Source organism: Metabacillus sp. 113a, from assembly GCF_050107635.1.
GTDB lineage: Bacteria > Bacillota > Bacilli > Bacillales > Bacillaceae > Metabacillus_B.
Genome location: NZ_JBNILJ010000001.1, coordinates 394,034 through 409,214 on the forward strand (window position 1 = coordinate 394,034; position 15,181 = coordinate 409,214).

The 15,181-nt window shown below is 46.1% G+C and carries 17 protein-coding genes; 14 read left to right on the forward strand and 3 right to left on the reverse strand.

Translation table 11 applies throughout. The features are described from left to right. Window positions 1-135 precede the first annotated feature (135 nt). From ACQCVE_RS02055 to ACQCVE_RS02110, 12 genes are all read left to right on the forward strand, one after another. Entirely contained in the window at window positions 136-1,821 is a 1,686-nt protein-coding gene (locus ACQCVE_RS02055; RefSeq protein ID WP_426844083.1) for a formate--tetrahydrofolate ligase, read from the forward strand. Beyond that, window positions 1,821-2,339: a hypothetical protein gene (locus ACQCVE_RS02060; protein ID WP_426844084.1), complete on the forward strand. Its 519-nt coding sequence runs from the start codon at window positions 1,821-1,823 to the stop codon at window positions 2,337-2,339. Before ACQCVE_RS02055 ends, ACQCVE_RS02060 begins: the two co-directional genes overlap by 1 nt. Window positions 2,340-2,342: 3 nt before the next feature. Then, window positions 2,343-2,843 (forward strand): glutathione peroxidase, encoded by a 501-nt coding sequence (locus ACQCVE_RS02065; RefSeq protein WP_426844085.1) that lies wholly within the window; start codon window positions 2,343-2,345, stop codon window positions 2,841-2,843. 38 nt (window positions 2,844-2,881) lie between these two features. After that, window positions 2,882-3,517, forward strand: coding sequence for an HD domain-containing protein (locus ACQCVE_RS02070; RefSeq protein ID WP_426844086.1), 636 nt, complete (start codon window positions 2,882-2,884; stop codon window positions 3,515-3,517). 35 nt (window positions 3,518-3,552) lie between these two features. Continuing rightward, window positions 3,553-4,683: a conserved virulence factor C family protein gene (locus ACQCVE_RS02075; protein ID WP_426861416.1), complete on the forward strand. Its 1,131-nt coding sequence runs from the start codon at window positions 3,553-3,555 to the stop codon at window positions 4,681-4,683. Between the two features lie 295 nt (window positions 4,684-4,978). Then, entirely contained in the window at window positions 4,979-6,685 is a 1,707-nt protein-coding gene (ilvD, locus tag ACQCVE_RS02080; RefSeq protein ID WP_426861418.1) for a dihydroxy-acid dehydratase, read from the forward strand. Window positions 6,686-6,785: 100 nt separating this feature from the next. After that, window positions 6,786-7,220, forward strand: coding sequence for a BrxA/BrxB family bacilliredoxin (locus tag ACQCVE_RS02085; protein ID WP_426844090.1), 435 nt, complete (start codon window positions 6,786-6,788; stop codon window positions 7,218-7,220). 144 nt (window positions 7,221-7,364) lie between these two features. Next, a complete protein-coding gene (locus ACQCVE_RS02090) occupies window positions 7,365-8,141 on the forward strand; it encodes a class I SAM-dependent methyltransferase (RefSeq protein WP_426844091.1) in 777 nt (258 codons plus the stop codon). Between the two features lie 28 nt (window positions 8,142-8,169). Beyond that, window positions 8,170-8,298 (forward strand): YuzL family protein, encoded by a 129-nt coding sequence (locus tag ACQCVE_RS02095; RefSeq protein WP_426844092.1) that lies wholly within the window; start codon window positions 8,170-8,172, stop codon window positions 8,296-8,298. Between the two features lie 386 nt (window positions 8,299-8,684). Further along, window positions 8,685-9,239, forward strand: coding sequence for a YpjP family protein (locus ACQCVE_RS02100; RefSeq protein ID WP_426844093.1), 555 nt, complete (start codon window positions 8,685-8,687; stop codon window positions 9,237-9,239). A 19-nt stretch (window positions 9,240-9,258) separates the two neighbouring features. Beyond that, window positions 9,259-9,789 (forward strand): phosphatidylglycerophosphatase A family protein, encoded by a 531-nt coding sequence (locus ACQCVE_RS02105; protein ID WP_426861419.1) that lies wholly within the window; start codon window positions 9,259-9,261, stop codon window positions 9,787-9,789. 84 nt (window positions 9,790-9,873) lie between these two features. After that, complete coding sequence (locus ACQCVE_RS02110) at window positions 9,874-10,650, forward strand: TerC family protein (RefSeq protein ID WP_426844095.1); 777 nt, start codon at window positions 9,874-9,876, stop codon at window positions 10,648-10,650. Window positions 10,651-10,686: 36 nt separating this feature from the next. Here the strand turns inward: ACQCVE_RS02110 and ACQCVE_RS02115 are convergent, their stop codons facing one another. Further along, the gene (locus ACQCVE_RS02115) at window positions 10,687-10,815 is read right to left on the reverse strand and encodes a hypothetical protein (RefSeq protein ID WP_426844096.1); all 129 of its coding nucleotides are present in this window, start codon (window positions 10,813-10,815) and stop codon (window positions 10,687-10,689) included. 117 nt (window positions 10,816-10,932) lie between these two features. Between ACQCVE_RS02115 and ACQCVE_RS02120 the strand changes: the two genes are divergently transcribed. Beyond that, window positions 10,933-11,727 carry a thymidylate synthase gene (locus ACQCVE_RS02120; protein ID WP_426844098.1) on the forward strand — a complete coding sequence of 265 codons (795 nt, stop codon included), beginning with the start codon at window positions 10,933-10,935 and terminating at the stop codon, window positions 11,725-11,727. Next, window positions 11,724-12,209 (forward strand): dihydrofolate reductase, encoded by a 486-nt coding sequence (locus ACQCVE_RS02125; protein ID WP_426844099.1) that lies wholly within the window; start codon window positions 11,724-11,726, stop codon window positions 12,207-12,209. Before ACQCVE_RS02120 ends, ACQCVE_RS02125 begins: the two co-directional genes overlap by 4 nt. Window positions 12,210-12,484: 275 nt before the next feature. Here ACQCVE_RS02125 and trhA read toward each other — a convergent pair whose 3' ends face one another. Together trhA and ACQCVE_RS02135 are read right to left on the reverse strand one after the other, a co-directional pair. After that, a complete protein-coding gene (trhA, locus tag ACQCVE_RS02130; RefSeq protein WP_426844100.1) occupies window positions 12,485-13,126 on the reverse strand; it encodes a PAQR family membrane homeostasis protein TrhA in 642 nt (213 codons plus the stop codon). A gap of 13 nt (window positions 13,127-13,139) precedes the next feature. Beyond that, entirely contained in the window at window positions 13,140-15,173 is a 2,034-nt protein-coding gene (locus ACQCVE_RS02135) for a sigma 54-interacting transcriptional regulator (protein ID WP_426844101.1), read from the reverse strand. Between the last annotated feature and the right edge of the window lie 8 nt (window positions 15,174-15,181).

Consider the following 15,181-nt stretch of genomic DNA (forward strand, 5'->3'; position numbering starts at 1 on the left):
CAAAAAGCGGTTTCAATAGTGATAAACCTTCATCACAGAGAAATGGCTGCAGGTTATGTTTCAATGTACAATGCTTTGTGATCAAAAATGACTAATGATAAAATGATGCAAGTACGCTGAAATGGAGTTGAAGGTATGACTGGCAAGGAAAAAAGCTTAACGGACCTGGAGATCGCTTCCAGGGCAGCGATGAAACCGATACGTGAAATTGCTCATTCACTCGGAATCGATGAGGATGATCTCGAATTATACGGAAAATACAAAGCAAAGCTCTCGGACTCTCTTCTTAAAAAGCTTGAGGCCAAAAAAGAAGGCAAGCTTATTCTCGTTACATCCATTAATCCTACACCCGCCGGAGAAGGCAAGTCAACAGTGACGGCAGGCTTAGGCCAGGCGCTTTGCCTGCTTGGAAAGAAAGCGGTAATTGCCATGAGGGAGCCTTCGATGGGCCCTGTAATGGGAATGAAGGGAGGCGCCGCGGGAGGGGGATATTCCCAGGTGCTGCCGATGGATGAAATCAACTTGCATTTTACTGGGGACATGCACGCAATTACATCTGCCAATAACGCCCTATCTGCGCTTATTGACAATCATATTCATCAAGGAAATGATCTTGGCCTCGATCCTGGCAGAATTGTTTGGAAGCGGGCGCTCGATCTGAATGACCGGGCGCTTAGAAACGTCGTTACCGGACTTGGCGGAGCTATGAATGGAACAGTGAGAGAAGACCAATTTGATATAACGGCTGCCTCAGAGGTCATGGCTGTTTTATGCCTGGCCCGTAACCCGGAGGATTTGAAAGAGCGTCTCTCAAAAATAATAGCCGGCTATACGGCAGCTAAAGAACCAGTTACTGTAGGGGATCTTGGCTTTGAGGGTGTCCTCTCGCTCCTTTTAAAAGATGCCGTCAAGCCCAATCTTGTTCAGACAATTGAACATACACCTGCATTGATTCATGGAGGGCCTTTTGCCAATATTGCACATGGATGCAACAGCCTTATTGCGACAAAAGCTGCTCTTAAGCTTGGGGATTACGCTGTCACAGAGGCAGGATTCGGGGCGGATCTTGGTGCAGAAAAATTTCTGCATATTAAATCTGCTGCAGGAGGACTGAAGCCCGCTGCCGTTGTGATTGTTGCAACGGTAAGAGCTCTTAAAATGCATGGCGGCGTAAAAAAGGATGAACTCGGAAAGTCCGATCCTGCTGCGGTCCTTGAAGGATGCAAAAACCTCGAAAAACATATCGAAACGGTAAAAGATTTTGGTCTTCCTTATGCTGTTGCGATCAATAAGTTTACATCTGATACACAGGAAGAACTGAATTTGCTTATTAAATGGTGCTCGGATAACGGACATCCGTGCGCGCCTGCTGAAGTTTGGGAAAAAGGGGGGGAAGGCGGAGTTGAGCTTGCATCCCTTGTGACAGCCCTTGCGGACCAGGATTCAAATCTGTCATTCCTGTACAAGGCGGAAGATCCATTTAAAAAGAAGGTTCAGCAAATTGCCCTTAAAGTATATGGTGCAGAAGATGCTGTACTGACATCAAAAGCAGAAAAGCAGCTTGCGGAAATAGAAGCAGCCGGGTACGGCCATCTTCCGGTTTGCATCGCTAAAACCCAATACTCATTATCGGATGATCCGGAAAAACGCGGAAGGCCTGAACAATTCACGGTTACCATCAGGGAGCTAAAGCTTTCAGCAGGTGCGGGTTTTATTGTAGCTCTGACCGGAGATATCATGACAATGCCCGGCCTCCCCAAACGTCCGGCTGCGCTGGAAATGGACGTAGATTCCTCAGGGCGTGCAAGAGGATTATTCTAATGTTTGATCCGACTGTATTCGATAACCTGAAGTTCTTGCTTGAAGGGGCGGTCTATGATTTGGATCTGGATGGAATGGTTGAGGTAACGTCCAGAAAAGATCTTGTAAATCTCGCGGATATGTCCAGATCATGGAGCATCACGTTCGCTGAAGCAGGCATGCAATCAGAGGCCATCGCTGTCATTCATCTTTCTATTCATTTGGATCAGCTGGAAGCAGAGCTCCTCCGCCAATCACCATCAGCAGGGTGTTCACTTGAACTTCGTTTTATCCAGAATGTGCAGGAAGAAAAAAATCCTTTAAAGGAAACAGAGAAGTTTAGACAGCTCTGGGAGGAAGATTTTCAAATATCAATGAGAATAGCCTATGACCCGCTTAGCGGCATCAGGGAATATAAACAAACGGCCACTCTTCGTTTCGGCCGCCTGTTGACCGAGGAACATGCAGGAGATTTGACCAGATTTGTGGAAACAGTACTTCGAACGATCCAGGTGATTAATGATGAGAGAGGGCGGTAAAGGTTGAACGTATATCATTTCCAGGCTGAGACGATTAGCGGAAAAGAACAGCAGCTATCCGACTATGAAGGAAAAGTGCTTTTAATTGTCAATACGGCGAGCAAATGCGGATTTACCCCTCAATTTGAAGGGCTACAAAACCTTTACTCCAGCTTTTCCGAAGCAGGGCTGGAAGTTCTCGGATTCCCCTGCAACCAGTTTATGAATCAGGATCCCGGGAGCGGGCAGGAAATCGAATCCTTCTGTAAACTGAACTATGGAGTAACATTTCCTATGTTTGCGAAAGTTGATGTAAATGGGAAAAATGCGCATCCGCTCTTTACATACTTGACGGGCGAGCTTCCGGGAATGCTCGGCTCAGAGGGAGTTAAGTGGAATTTTACAAAGTTCCTCGTTGACCGGAGCGGAAAGCCTGTCAAACGGTATTCACCAAATACAAATCCTAAGGACATCGAAGGGCGTATAAAGGAACTGCTCGCTGACGAGCCGGCTCCGCTTAATTAAGAGCCTTAAAGTGCATTAAGGGAATTGGAGGAACCGTTATGGATAAGCAATATATCCTGTCAGAAGCCCGTTTGATGGTCAAAGAGCTGCTAGGGGACGAAGGTTCAGGCCATGACTGGCGGCATATAGAGAGAGTCAGGGACCTGGCGCTGCAACTGGCCTGTGGAACAGAAACTGATCGGTTTATTATTGAGATGACAGCCCTCTTTCACGATTTGCCGGACCGGAAATTGGAAGAAGCCAGAAGGATGAGTGGTTTAGAAATCAGAGAGTGGCTGAATTCATACAGCGTCGAAGAAAAGGAAATCAGCCATATCTTTCATATACTTGATAAAATTTCTTTCAACGGATCAGGAACTGATGTGCCTTCTACAGAAGAAGGAAAGCTTGTTCAGGATGCAGACCGGCTTGATGCAATCGGTGCAATCGGAATTGCAAGGACATTTGTGTATGCCGGAAGCAGAGGCAATCCGATTTTCGATCCCGGCAAGCCTGATTCAGCCATTCAGCATTTTTATGATAAGCTTTTAAAACTGAAGAATCTGATGAATACAGAAGCTGGAAGAAAAGAAGCGGAAGCAAGGCATGCTTTTATGGAGCTTTATCTTGAAACGTTTTTCCGTGAATTGAAAACGGGGGCGTTAAGGTCCGCTTCACCGGATCGCTTATGTTAAAATAGAGGAAAATTTCAGCTAGGAGGGTTACCAGGATGAATATAAAAACGATTGAACCGACACCGAGTCCGAACACGATGAAGATCATCCTTACAGAGGAGCTTCCAAAAGGGACAAGCAATAACTATAAAAAAGGCGGAGAAGAGAACGCGCCTAAAGTAATTCAGGATATTCTCCAGGTTGACGGAGTCAAAGGGGTCTATCATGTGGCTGATTTTCTCGCAGTCGAACGGAATTCCAGATTTGATTGGAAAGACATCTTATTTTCAGTAAGGTCCTGCTTTGGTGAAGATTCTGAAAAAACCGTTCAAGCTGGTGAAGCAGCGGAAGGATTTGGAGAAATAAAAGCATCTGTGCAGATGTTCAATGGCATCCCGATGCAGGTAAAGCTGACAGATGGTATGGAAGAGAAACGTTTCGCACTCCCGCAGCGTTTCCAGGAGGCTATTTTCAGTGTTCAGCAGCAATCATCCAATGTGGTGCTGGATCGGGTTTGGAAAGACCATGGTGTCCGTTATGGAGATATGGATGAAATTGGCGGGGACATTGTCGAAGAGCTTTCCGCTGCATATCAGGATGACCGGCTTAAAAGAATGGCTCAGCAAATGCTTAATAAAGAAGAAGGAGTGCAGCCAATCAGCCGCACAGCTTACAAAGTAACGATTGAGATGATGGAGGAACCTGAATGGACTTCCCGGTATGCACACTTGGAGCAGATGAATCCTTCTGCGGATGACTTAAATGTACTGGAAAAAGCCCTCGGTGACGAAAAAGCCTCGATCAGAAGGCTGGCAGTCGTTTATCTTGGCATGATAGAGGATCCGGCTGTGCTGCCTCTTTTATATCGGGCTTTGGAGGACAAGTCAGTGACGGTAAGAAGGACGGCGGGGGACTGCCTTTCTGATATTGGAGATCCTAAAGCAATGCCGGCCGTCATCAAATCTCTTCAGGATAAAAACAAGCTCGTCCGCTGGCGAGCGGCTATGTTCTTATATGAAGTGGGGGATGAGCAGGCTTTGCCGGCATTGAGAGCAGCCCAGGATGACCCGGAATTTGAAGTAAGCATGCAAATCAAGCTTGCCATCGAACGAATTGAAGGCGGCGAAGAAGCTATGGGGTCCGTATGGAAGCAAATGACCGAAAGCCGGAAAGCAAGCGAATCGTAAGGGAGAAGAGGGGCTGATCTGCCCGTCTGCATAGAACGCTTCTGGAAAGGTGCAGCAGAGCCCATGGAACAGCGGGCGAAGAGGTAAGCGAGACGACTGGAGCCTAAGCCGCCGGTCCGATGCAGCTGCTTTACTATGAAAAAGAGGGAGTCCAAAAGAATACAGCTTTTGGAACGCCCTCTTTTTTTATGTTATTAAATTAACATTTTATTAAAAATTATTAGAATATTATTGCAATATGGAAATCAACGTTTTATAGTAATACACAATCGATTATCGCAGGAGGGAAGAAGGAATGAAAAAAGATCTAAGAATAAAGAGCAGACATTTAAGTGAAGATGCTAAAAGAGTTCCAAACCGGGCTATGCTCCGCGCTGTCGGATTTCAGGATGAAGATTTCCAAAAACCAATGGTCGGCGTAGCGAGCACGTGGAGCGAGGTAACTCCGTGCAACATACATATTGATCAATTGGCGGTTCGGGCAAAACAGGGAGTAGCTGATGCAGGCGGCGCAGGAATGATTTTTAATACCATAACCGTTTCGGACGGGATCTCTATGGGGACATCGGGAATGAGATACTCCCTTCCGAGCAGGGATGTTATTGCGGATTCAATCGAAACTGTAGCTGGAGCTGAAAATCTGGATGCCTACGTTGCTATTGGAGGATGTGATAAAAACATGCCCGGCTGCCTTATTGCAATGGCGAGATCCGAAGTACCGTCTGTTTTCGTGTATGGCGGAACAATTAAGCCAGGCACCCTGAACGGGAAGGACATCGATATCGTTTCCGCGTTTGAAGGAGTCGGACAATACAATAAAGGTGATATCAGCCGGGAAGAGCTTCATCAAATTGAATGCAATGCCTGTCCGGGAGCAGGTTCCTGCGGAGGCATGTATACAGCAAATACAATGGCATCAGCTATCGAAGCTCTGGGCATGAGCCTGCCGGGCAGTTCTTCAAACCCGGCAGAGTCAGAATACAAGCTTCAGGACTGCTATGATGCAGGCGAAGCGGTCCTTAAGCTTTTGGAAGCCGGGATCTATCCTAAAGACATTATGACAAAAGCGGCTTTTGAAAATGCCATCACGTTAGTCATGGCCCTCGGCGGTTCAACGAATGCCGTCCTCCATCTGCTTGCGATCGCCAATGCAGCTGAGGTAGATTTGACGCTGGATGATTTTGAGCGGATCCAAAAAAAGGTTCCCCACATTGCAAATTTAAAGCCCAGCGGGAAGTATGTCATGCAGGATCTGCATGAAGCGGGGGGAGTGCCCGGGGTAATGAAGCTGCTCTTGGAACAAGGGTATTTGCATGGTGATTGTCTGACTGTGACAGGAAAAACCATAGCTGAAAACCTGGAGGTTCTGGAGGGGCTTAAAGACAATCAGGATGTTATTGTTCCGCTGGACAAACCATTGCGTGAAGATGGTCCCCTGGTCATCATGAAAGGGAATCTGGCCCCGTCTGGAGCAGTCGCAAAGGTTTCCGGATTAAAGGTTACAAGTTTAACAGGCCCGGCGAAAGTTTTTGACAGTGAAGAAGAAGCAACCGAAGCGGTTTTAGCAGGGGAAGTTTCTGCGGGCGATGTGATTGTCATCAGGTATGAAGGTCCGAAAGGGGGACCGGGAATGCCTGAGATGCTCTCACTGTCCGCCATCCTTGTAGGAAAAGGCCTCGGTGAAACCGTAGCTCTTCTTACAGATGGGAGATTTTCAGGTGGAACTCATGGACTCGTAGTTGGCCACATTGCCCCTGAAGCACAAATCGGCGGACCGATTGCCTTTTTGAATACCGGAGACCTTGTCACCGTTGACAGCGATCGAAGAGAGCTGACGATGCATGTTCAGGATGAAGAGCTCGCAAGAAGAAAAGCGAGCTGGTCGCCTCCTGTACAAACTATGCGGGGAGTACTTGGGAAATATGCGCGCACCGTTTCCTGCTCCTCTCAAGGAGCGGTGACCGATCTCCCTGAGACACCTATGGAGCATGTAAAGCTTTAATCGTTTGCCTCCGGAATTTTTCTATAGTATTCTTGAAAACATAGGAGCAAAAGAGCCACGGCGGCCAGCTCCATATGATCGATTCAGGAGGGGTTTTAAAATGTCGATGGCATATGAAGAATACATGCGTCAAATGGTAAAGCCAATGAGAGCGGAACTTACAAACGCCGGCTTTCAGGAGCTTTTGACAGAAGAAGAAGTAGAAGCCTTTATGGAAAATGCTGAAGGAACGACCCTTGTCGTTGTGAACTCAGTTTGCGGATGCGCAGCAGGCCTTGCGCGCCCGGCTGCCACTCAGGCTGCGCTGAATGCCGATAAAAAGCCTGACCGGCTTGTGACCGTCTTTGCGGGACAGGATAAAGAGGCTACTGCCAGAATGAGGACTTACTTTGAAGGGTATGAACCTTCTTCTCCTTCTATGGCACTTCTAAAAGGGAAAGATGTCGTTCATTTTATTCCGAGAGACAGCATTGAAGGATTTGCAATAGAAGAGATTATGGCTAATCTTGAACAGGCTTTTGAAAAAAACTGCTGAGCAGGCAGATGGGATGGCTTCTCAATTGAAGCCATCCCGATTTTTATGAAAAGCTTTGGCTGAGCAAGCTGCTGATTGAATAAATATCTTTAGCGGATATCATCAGCCAGCTACAGCCTGGCTTCAGGAAAAGGGACGCTAAAATTGATTGTAACTACAGTGATGAGAAACTTTAAAGAAGCGGAAAAAACAGCCTTACGTCTGGCACCTTCTATCAACGGACGGTTTGAGCCGAGAAATAAACAATCCATAGCTTTCATGCTCCATAAGTACCAAAAACCTGTTCTGGTTGTCGGAACCGAGAGAATGGAGCTCTTCACCAGCCCGGATAGTAAACCTTTCTTTTTTCACCCAAACTCTGCCATGTTCAGGGTTAAGCGGCTTATGAAGGGGCAGTCCGACCCGTTTGCACAAGCTGCGGGGTTATCAAGTGGCAAAACCATGCTTGACTGCACGCTTGGCCTAGCCTCCGACAGCATAATCGCCTCCTTCGCAGTAGGTGCTGAAGGAAGGGTCTGCGGACTTGAAAACAATCAGGAAATGGCCGTCATTGTTAAAGAGGGCCTGCAAAACTGGGATACGGGCATCGATGAAATCAACAGGGCGATGAGAAGCGTAAAAGTAGTTCATGCGCATCATACCGGCTTTCTAAAAAACTGTTCTGATTCTTCATTTGATGTCGTCTATTTTGACCCGATGTTTGAAGAACCCATTGATTCTGAGGGAATGACACCGCTAAAACAAATTGCCTTGCATGAAGATCTTGCAGAAGAAGCGGTTTTCGAGGCGCTTAGAGTCGCTAAAGAAAGAGTTGTTCTTAAAGATCACTGGAAAAGCGCCCGTTTTGAAAAATTTGGTTTTATTCAGCTGAAGCGGCGCTCAGCTTCTTTTCATTACGGAGTTATAGAATTGAAGAAATAGGCGGAAACTATGGGCGGAGGTGACAGCCATGTCCAGAAAAAAAGCCGACCCATCCAAAGCCCAGCTTGGATCTCCTGAACCGGAAGGACAGGGAACGACGAATAAAGAGACGGGGAAATCCAGAAGCTCCGCCGTCTCCAAGCCTAAAAATATGTAATGGACAGGGGAGATCCCGCAGATGGAACAGCGCCCGTTCCGCGCAGGGCGCTGTTCATCTGCTGTCAAGGCTTTGCACATTCAGCCCGCAAGTAAAAAAGGATTCGCGTCAAACCTCGGAAGCAAATAAATTGAGCAGAGGTTAAGTAAGCCCGGAACGTAAGCTTCCGGGCTTTAGTCTGTTATTTCCATCATAATCATGTAAAGCAGCGTGAGAAAACTTGCTGAAATAAGCAGGACCTCAAACATGTTGCGCCTCCCCGTGTAGGTAATACATTTATTGTAAAGGAAATGATTGTTTAATTAAAGCGTTTTCCTAACTTTGTTAAGGTGAAGTTCTATAAGCTATGATAAACTAATAGAGAATAAACCTGGGAGAGGGTCAGCATGAACAAATGGCTTAAAAAAACACTCGTAGCGCTTTTTTCCATCGCCACTCTAGGCATGGTTGCACCTCCAGCTTCTCTTATTGCAGAAGAAAAAACAGGCAGCTTATCCGAAACCCTTTCAGAGAACCAATATGACTCGGAATTAAAAGGTCAAGAAGAGCGTGCCCATCAGGAATTTAAAGATTTGGCAAGAGAGCAGACCTATTTAAAATTCGGGGACAGGATCAGACCTGTTATTGAAAGGGAGTTTGACGAGCTCATTCTTCCGAAAATCACGGAAGCTATTGACTGGGAGCTGACTGCCGTAGAATCGGACAGCCTTGTCATCAGTGAAAAGCCGGGAGGGGGAAGAAGTGAAAAAATCTTCCATATATATGATGCCCGGACCGGCAAAGATGTTATACGGTTTCATGTGAGAATCGACCATCCTCCTGGCGAAGGTTTTTGGTTTAATTTTCATTACCATTTAGATAAGGATTCCTTTGAGAAGCATCATGAGCTGGGCAGCATTTATTGGGACCGAAATACTCCGCCCGCTTGGATGACTCATTAAAAGGGGGAAGGGTCAGCCGATGACAAAATTTACAATGAGAGAAATGACCTCTATTACTATCCGAATGCTTGATGAGAGAGGAGTCACGCTCTCTGATATAGCAGATATCGTATTCCGTCTCCAGCAAAAATACATACCTGCTCTTACCCATGAGGATTGCGTTTACAACGTTGAACGCGTACTCAGCAAACGGGAAATTGTGCATGCTGTTCTGACGGGACTTGCTCTGGACCAGCTTGCTGAGAAGAAGCTTCTTCCTCAGCCTTTGCAGCATCTTGTTGAAACGGACGAGCCCTTGTACGGAATCGATGAAATCATTCCGCTTTCCATCGTGAATGTGTACGGGTCGATCGGTCTGACAAACTTTGGTTTTCTGGACAAGGAAAAATTCGGGATCATAAAAGAATTGGATGAACATAAAGAAGACCGGGTAAACACGTTTCTTGACGATATTGTGGCCGGACTTGCTGCAGCTGCAGCAAGCAGGATGGCGCACAGAAGCCGCGATAAAGAAGAGGAAGATCAGTCAGAGCAAATGATTGGAAGTTAACAAGGGTTTCTGCTTAACAATAGAGTTATATTCTTGTATAATAGGATAGATATTGCTCGAACCTTAGGAGGTATTGTCGTCACGATGAATGAAGTATTTAATGTATTTGTAGACACGTATGCCCAGTTTTTCAACTGGGAAATGTGGGCCAAAGTGCTTACAGACCCTACCAGCTGGGGGCTGATCCTCACTCTGGTTATTCTTGAAGGTCTGTTATCAGCAGATAATGCCCTTGTGCTTGCAGTTATGGTACGGCCTCTTCCTGAGCATCAAAGGAAAAAAGCCCTGTTTTACGGTTTGATTGGAGCATACCTTTTCCGGTTTATCGCAATCGGAGTCGGAGTCTTTCTCATTAAGTTTTGGTGGGTTAAGCTTATTGGAGCGGCATATCTTGCCTGGCTTGCCATCAAGTATTTTATGGATAAACGGAATGAATCGAATGGGGACGAAGCTGAAGAGGCTGCCAAACTTACTAAAGGCAGTATTTTCACGCGCCTGTTCGGTCAATTCTGGGGAACCGTTGTCGCTATAGAGCTCATGGATATCGCTTTTTCAGTCGACAGTGTGCTCGCAGCGTTCGGAGTAAGTGAGCAAATCTGGGTTCTTCTTCTTGGGGGAATGCTTGGTGTCCTCATGATGAGGGGAATTGCCGGAGTATTTGTTAAACTGATTGAGAAAGTTCCTGAGCTTGAAACGACCGCTTATGTTTTAATCCTGCTCATTTCCATTAAGATGGCCCTGAGTGTCGCTGGTGTTCACATGCCGCACTGGGTATTCTTCGTCTTAATCATCGTTATGTTCGTCGGGACGTTTGTTATTCATAAAATTAATAACGGCCGTCAGGAAAAAACTAATATTTAGCAAAAAAAGACGGGAGCTTCAAGGTCCCGTCTTTTTTTATCTTAACAAGTATAGAAACAGGACGATCAATCCGGTGCTGAATATTCCGTCCGCGACTAGAAAGCGAGAGCTCCCCATGTACTCAATTGTTTTTTCCGCTTCTTCCTTTGAAGGTCTCTTTCGCATGGTGTCACATCCTTGGTGGTTTGATGAATACTATTCATCCTTTACGAATTTGAACACTTCCATACGCTATAATATGTTAAAATGAAGATTCGAATGTTAAGAAAAGGGCGTGACACGATGAAACAATATTTGGATTTATGCCGGCACGTGCTCGAGAAGGGTTCTGTTAAGGGGGACCGCACGGGCACTGGAACGATCAGTACCTTTGGATACCAAATGAGATTTGACTTAAATGAAGGATTTCCGCTGGTAACGACAAAAAAGCTGCATGTTAAGTCGATCGTACACGAGCTTCTCTGGTTCCTGAAGGGGGATACGAATGTATCGTATCTGCAGGAAAACGGCGTTCGGATCTGGAATGAATGGGCGGATGAAAAAGGTGAACTGGGTCCGGTTTATGGAGCGCAATGGCGCTCATGGGCGGGAGCAGCTGGAGAGACGATTGACCAAATCTCAAATGTGGTCCATGACATTAAAAACAACCCGCAATCCAGAAGACTTATTGTGAGTGCATGGAACCCATCTGATATTCCAAACATGGCTCTGCCGCCATGCCACTGTCTTTTCCAATTTTATGTATCAGACGGGAAGCTCTCCTGTCAGCTTTATCAGCGATCAGCCGATGTTTTTTTGGGAGTGCCGTTTAATATAGCATCCTATGCTTTGTTAACGATGATGATGGCTCACACATCAGGGCTTGAATATGGAGAATTTATTCATAGCTTTGGAGACGTACATATTTACCAGAATCATATAGAACAGGTGAAGCTGCAGCTAAGCCGCGATCCGAAGCCTCTCCCGGCGATGAAGCTCAATCCGGAGGTCTCATCGATTTTTGATTTCAAATATGAGGATTTTACGCTTGAAAATTATGAAGCCCATCCTCATATTAAAGGAGCTGTCAGCGTTTGATTTCCTTTATTTTTGCGATGGATCAAGAACAGGCGATAGGCAAAAACAACGACTTGCCCTGGAAGCTGCCTGCCGATTTAGCTCATTTTAAACGTACTACATATGGATCTGCAGTTGTCATGGGCCGAAAAACCTTTGAATCGATGGGCAGCAAACCTCTTCCTGGAAGAAGGAATTTTGTTGTAACCGGAAATCCTGATTTCAAAGCAGAAGGCTGTGAAATCCTGCATACAGTCAAGGAAATCCCCTTGCTTGAAAAAGAGGGAGAGGAATTATTTGTCATCGGCGGAGCGAAAATTTTTGAAGAGATGCTTGTCCACTGCAGTAAAATGTATGTGACTCTCATTCACCATAATTTTGGGGGAGATACGTTTTTCCCGGAATTTGACGAGCGGGAGTGGAGAACGGTTTCCAGGGAAAAAGGAACGAAAGATGCTAAAAACCCGTATGATTACGAGTTTTTGGAGCTTCAGAGAGTGTAGCGTAAACCGTGAATTCCGGCTCATGTTCATAAAAAAGGAAGAAAGTGTAGGATGTAAAGTGCCCAGAGCTTACAGCTCTGGGCACTTTTTTTATATATGACGGGACAGAATCCCCACCCTGCACTTCTAATTACAAGGCCCTCGTGCAACGGTGAGCAGTTGCTTGCCCCTAATAGGAAATCTTTGCACAGCCAAATTAAATACATCAGTCTGCAGGTATAAAAAAAGCCTGGATGAGAAATCCAGGCTTTTAGCTGACTCCATAAATAGTGAATTTAAATAAAAGGCACGTCTACTGCGTAAAACAAAATGCAGAAAAACATGGAAGCACTTCCGCCCAAAACGAAGAGGTGCCATATTGCGTGATGGTAAGGGATTTTCCGCCATACGTAGAAGACGGCACCGACCGTATATAGAATGCCGCCTGTCAGAAGCAGCATAAATCCTTCCATGGAAAGATACTCATAAAGAGGTTTGGCTGCGATGATCACGAGCCAGCCCATCAGAATGTAAAACAGGGTGGAAAGTATGACAAACCGGTCAACGAAAAAGATTTTGAAAATTACCCCTGCGATTGCAAGGCTCCAGATAATAACGAGAAGGGACCATCCAAACGTGCCTCTCAGAGGACCGAGAAGAAGCGGTGTATAGGTACCGGCAATCAGAATGTAAATGGCTGAGTGATCCAATATGGCGAAGATGTGCTTTGCCTTCTTATGCTGGATGCTGTGCAGGAGTGTCGAAAATAAATAAAGCAAAATCATTGAAGCCCCGAATATGGTAAAGCTGACAATGCTGATCGTATCTCCGTACCAGGCGGCAAACAAAATTAAATAAATCAAAGCAGGGATGCTCAGCAAAACCCCTATACCGTGTGTAATCGCGTTGGCGATTTCTTCTTTAATTGAAAATTCCATATGTTCAGCTCCTTTAAATCACAAGATGGGTTTGGAGGGAGTGAAGAAAATCCAAGCCTTCCAGTGTAATCTTCGTTCCGGCCCGGCCGCGCCCTTTTGTCACATAGCCGTGTTTTTCCAGATAGTCCAGTCTGTGCCGCACCTGCTGGGCAGTTAAGGGATGCGGGCTCGTTTTGCTGATTTCAGAAATGATTCTTCTGCTTGCCGGCTCCCCGTTCTCATTTGATATCCGGATCGTCTCCAAAATAAAGGCAAATTCCTGTTTATCCATCAGTGTAAGCGGAAGCGGCGGAGAATCCTTTTCTTTTTTCTTGGTTTTTTTGCCGGGTGTGCCAGGGATGTCATGTACCTGTATGGTCTTTCCGTCTGAAACCGCCAGCATATAATCAATCGTATTTTTCAATTCTCTAATGTTTCCTTCCCACGGCTCTTTCAATAACTTCTCCATAACAGCAGGATGCATCCGGCTGACCTTCCCAGATTTATTTAAGAAGCTCTCAGCAAGAATCGGTATATCGGAACGGCGGTCTCTAAGGGGAGGGATTTGAATGGACAGCACATTAAGGCGGTAATATAGATCTGTCCGGAAATGACCGCTGTCCATCTTATCCATCAGGTTCATGTTAGTTGCCGCGACAATACGCACATCAATCGGGATATTCTTTGTGCCGCTGATCCTGCGTATTTCCTTTTCCTGAAGGACTCTTAAAAGACTTGCCTGGCCTTCAGAGGAAACATCCCCTATTTCATCAAGAAACAGAGTGCCTCCCTCTGCCTGCTCGAAAAGCCCTTTCTTTCCGCCTTTATTCGCGCCTGTAAAGGCACCTGCTTCATACCCGAACAATTCGCTCTCTAAAAGAGCAGGAGGCAGAGCGCTGCAGTTAACGGCTACAAAGGGACCGCTTCTTCTTTTAGAGCCATTGTGAATCGCCTGAGCGAACATTTCTTTGCCAGTGCCGGTTTCTCCCTCGATAAGCACAGGAAGGTCTGATAGAGCGAGTTTCTTGGCTACGGCGATTATTTCCTTAAAAGCGGGGTGATCCCCGATCATTTGATCGAATGTGTATTTTGCTGAGAACCCTTTCTTCTCCCAGGCCGTTTTCGCCTCTTTGTTGATTTCCTCCGCTTTGCTCACGTGACTGATGGCTGCAGTAATCAAGCCGTTTTTTTCATTCCGGTCGATGGCTGTTTCCATTCCGCCGATTCGAAACAGCCCGAGAGGACTGGTCCCTTCATAGATGAAAGCAGCTGCTTCCGGCGGCAGCCCGGCCTGCATAATATGCCTGCCGCAAACATTCTCTTTCGCTATTTGAAAAATTGCTTCACTTGCTGTATTAAATAAGGCAATGGTTCCATCCGGGTGAACTCCTACCAATCCGTCACTGATCTGATTGACTACATTCTGGAGGTTTTCCTCGTTCTTCTTTGCCAGCCGCGCGGCAGCAGAAAGCTTCCTTTGCAGCTGAACTGCTTGCTTCATATGCCGCTCTGTTAAGATCTGAAAAAGGAAAGTCAGATTGAATATACGTGCCAGTTCAAAAATGGTTGGAAAGCCGATCAGACGGACCCCTATATCCAGCTTAGGGAATAAGTGTTTAGGAACGTATTCCATTTCTCCTGGTGAAATGACAAGATCAATCGTTTCATAAAAAGATTTTTCTTTCTGATACGGAACGTAGTTTACATGATTCATTCCCAGTTCGTGTAATTGTTCAATCAGCTGTGCAGCCGTTTCACTCGTATCATTTACAGTTAAAACGTTTGCGCCATCCGGCAATTGAAGAAGTGGCTCAAGGTTCTCTGCGTTAACGGATCTGACGGCAGCAAGGATCTCGTGCTCCCTGCTATCCAGCAGGTGATGGATCTCTTCTTTTACATCCAGCGAAGAAAGCAGAATCACGCCTGCTGACAGCTTATCGGGCAATCCGTTCTCAATTGAAAATGAGTCAATACGGATATAGGGATCGAATAGCCGGGTGAGCTGTTCATGCAGGGCGTTCTTCGTATGATTAGTTCCGGTTATCAGCTGCAGTGTGTTTTTTTTCAATGGCTTTC

Excerpts from the sequence above, each read along its gene's own strand:
- ACQCVE_RS02070 (WP_426844086.1), top strand. The coding sequence starts at position 2,882 with ATGGATAAGCAATATATCCTGTCAGAAGCCCGTTTGATGGTCAAAGAG.
- ACQCVE_RS02060 (WP_426844084.1), top strand. The coding sequence starts at position 1,821 with ATGTTTGATCCGACTGTATTCGATAACCTGAAGTTCTTGCTTGAAGGG.
- ACQCVE_RS02110 (WP_426844095.1), top strand. The coding sequence starts at position 9,874 with ATGAATGAAGTATTTAATGTATTTGTAGACACGTATGCCCAGTTTTTC.
- ACQCVE_RS02120 (WP_426844098.1), top strand. The coding sequence starts at position 10,933 with ATGAAACAATATTTGGATTTATGCCGGCACGTGCTCGAGAAGGGTTCT.
- ACQCVE_RS02095 (WP_426844092.1), top strand. The coding sequence starts at position 8,170 with ATGTCCAGAAAAAAAGCCGACCCATCCAAAGCCCAGCTTGGATCTCCT.
- ACQCVE_RS02105 (WP_426861419.1), top strand. The coding sequence starts at position 9,259 with ATGACAAAATTTACAATGAGAGAAATGACCTCTATTACTATCCGAATG.
- ACQCVE_RS02100 (WP_426844093.1), top strand. The coding sequence starts at position 8,685 with ATGAACAAATGGCTTAAAAAAACACTCGTAGCGCTTTTTTCCATCGCC.
- trhA (WP_426844100.1), bottom strand. The coding sequence starts at position 13,126 with ATGGAATTTTCAATTAAAGAAGAAATCGCCAACGCGATTACACACGGT.
- ACQCVE_RS02085 (WP_426844090.1), top strand. The coding sequence starts at position 6,786 with ATGTCGATGGCATATGAAGAATACATGCGTCAAATGGTAAAGCCAATG.
- ACQCVE_RS02075 (WP_426861416.1), top strand. The coding sequence starts at position 3,553 with ATGAATATAAAAACGATTGAACCGACACCGAGTCCGAACACGATGAAG.
- ilvD (WP_426861418.1), top strand. The coding sequence starts at position 4,979 with ATGAAAAAAGATCTAAGAATAAAGAGCAGACATTTAAGTGAAGATGCT.
- ACQCVE_RS02055 (WP_426844083.1), top strand. The coding sequence starts at position 136 with ATGACTGGCAAGGAAAAAAGCTTAACGGACCTGGAGATCGCTTCCAGG.
- ACQCVE_RS02115 (WP_426844096.1), bottom strand. The coding sequence starts at position 10,815 with ATGCGAAAGAGACCTTCAAAGGAAGAAGCGGAAAAAACAATTGAGTAC.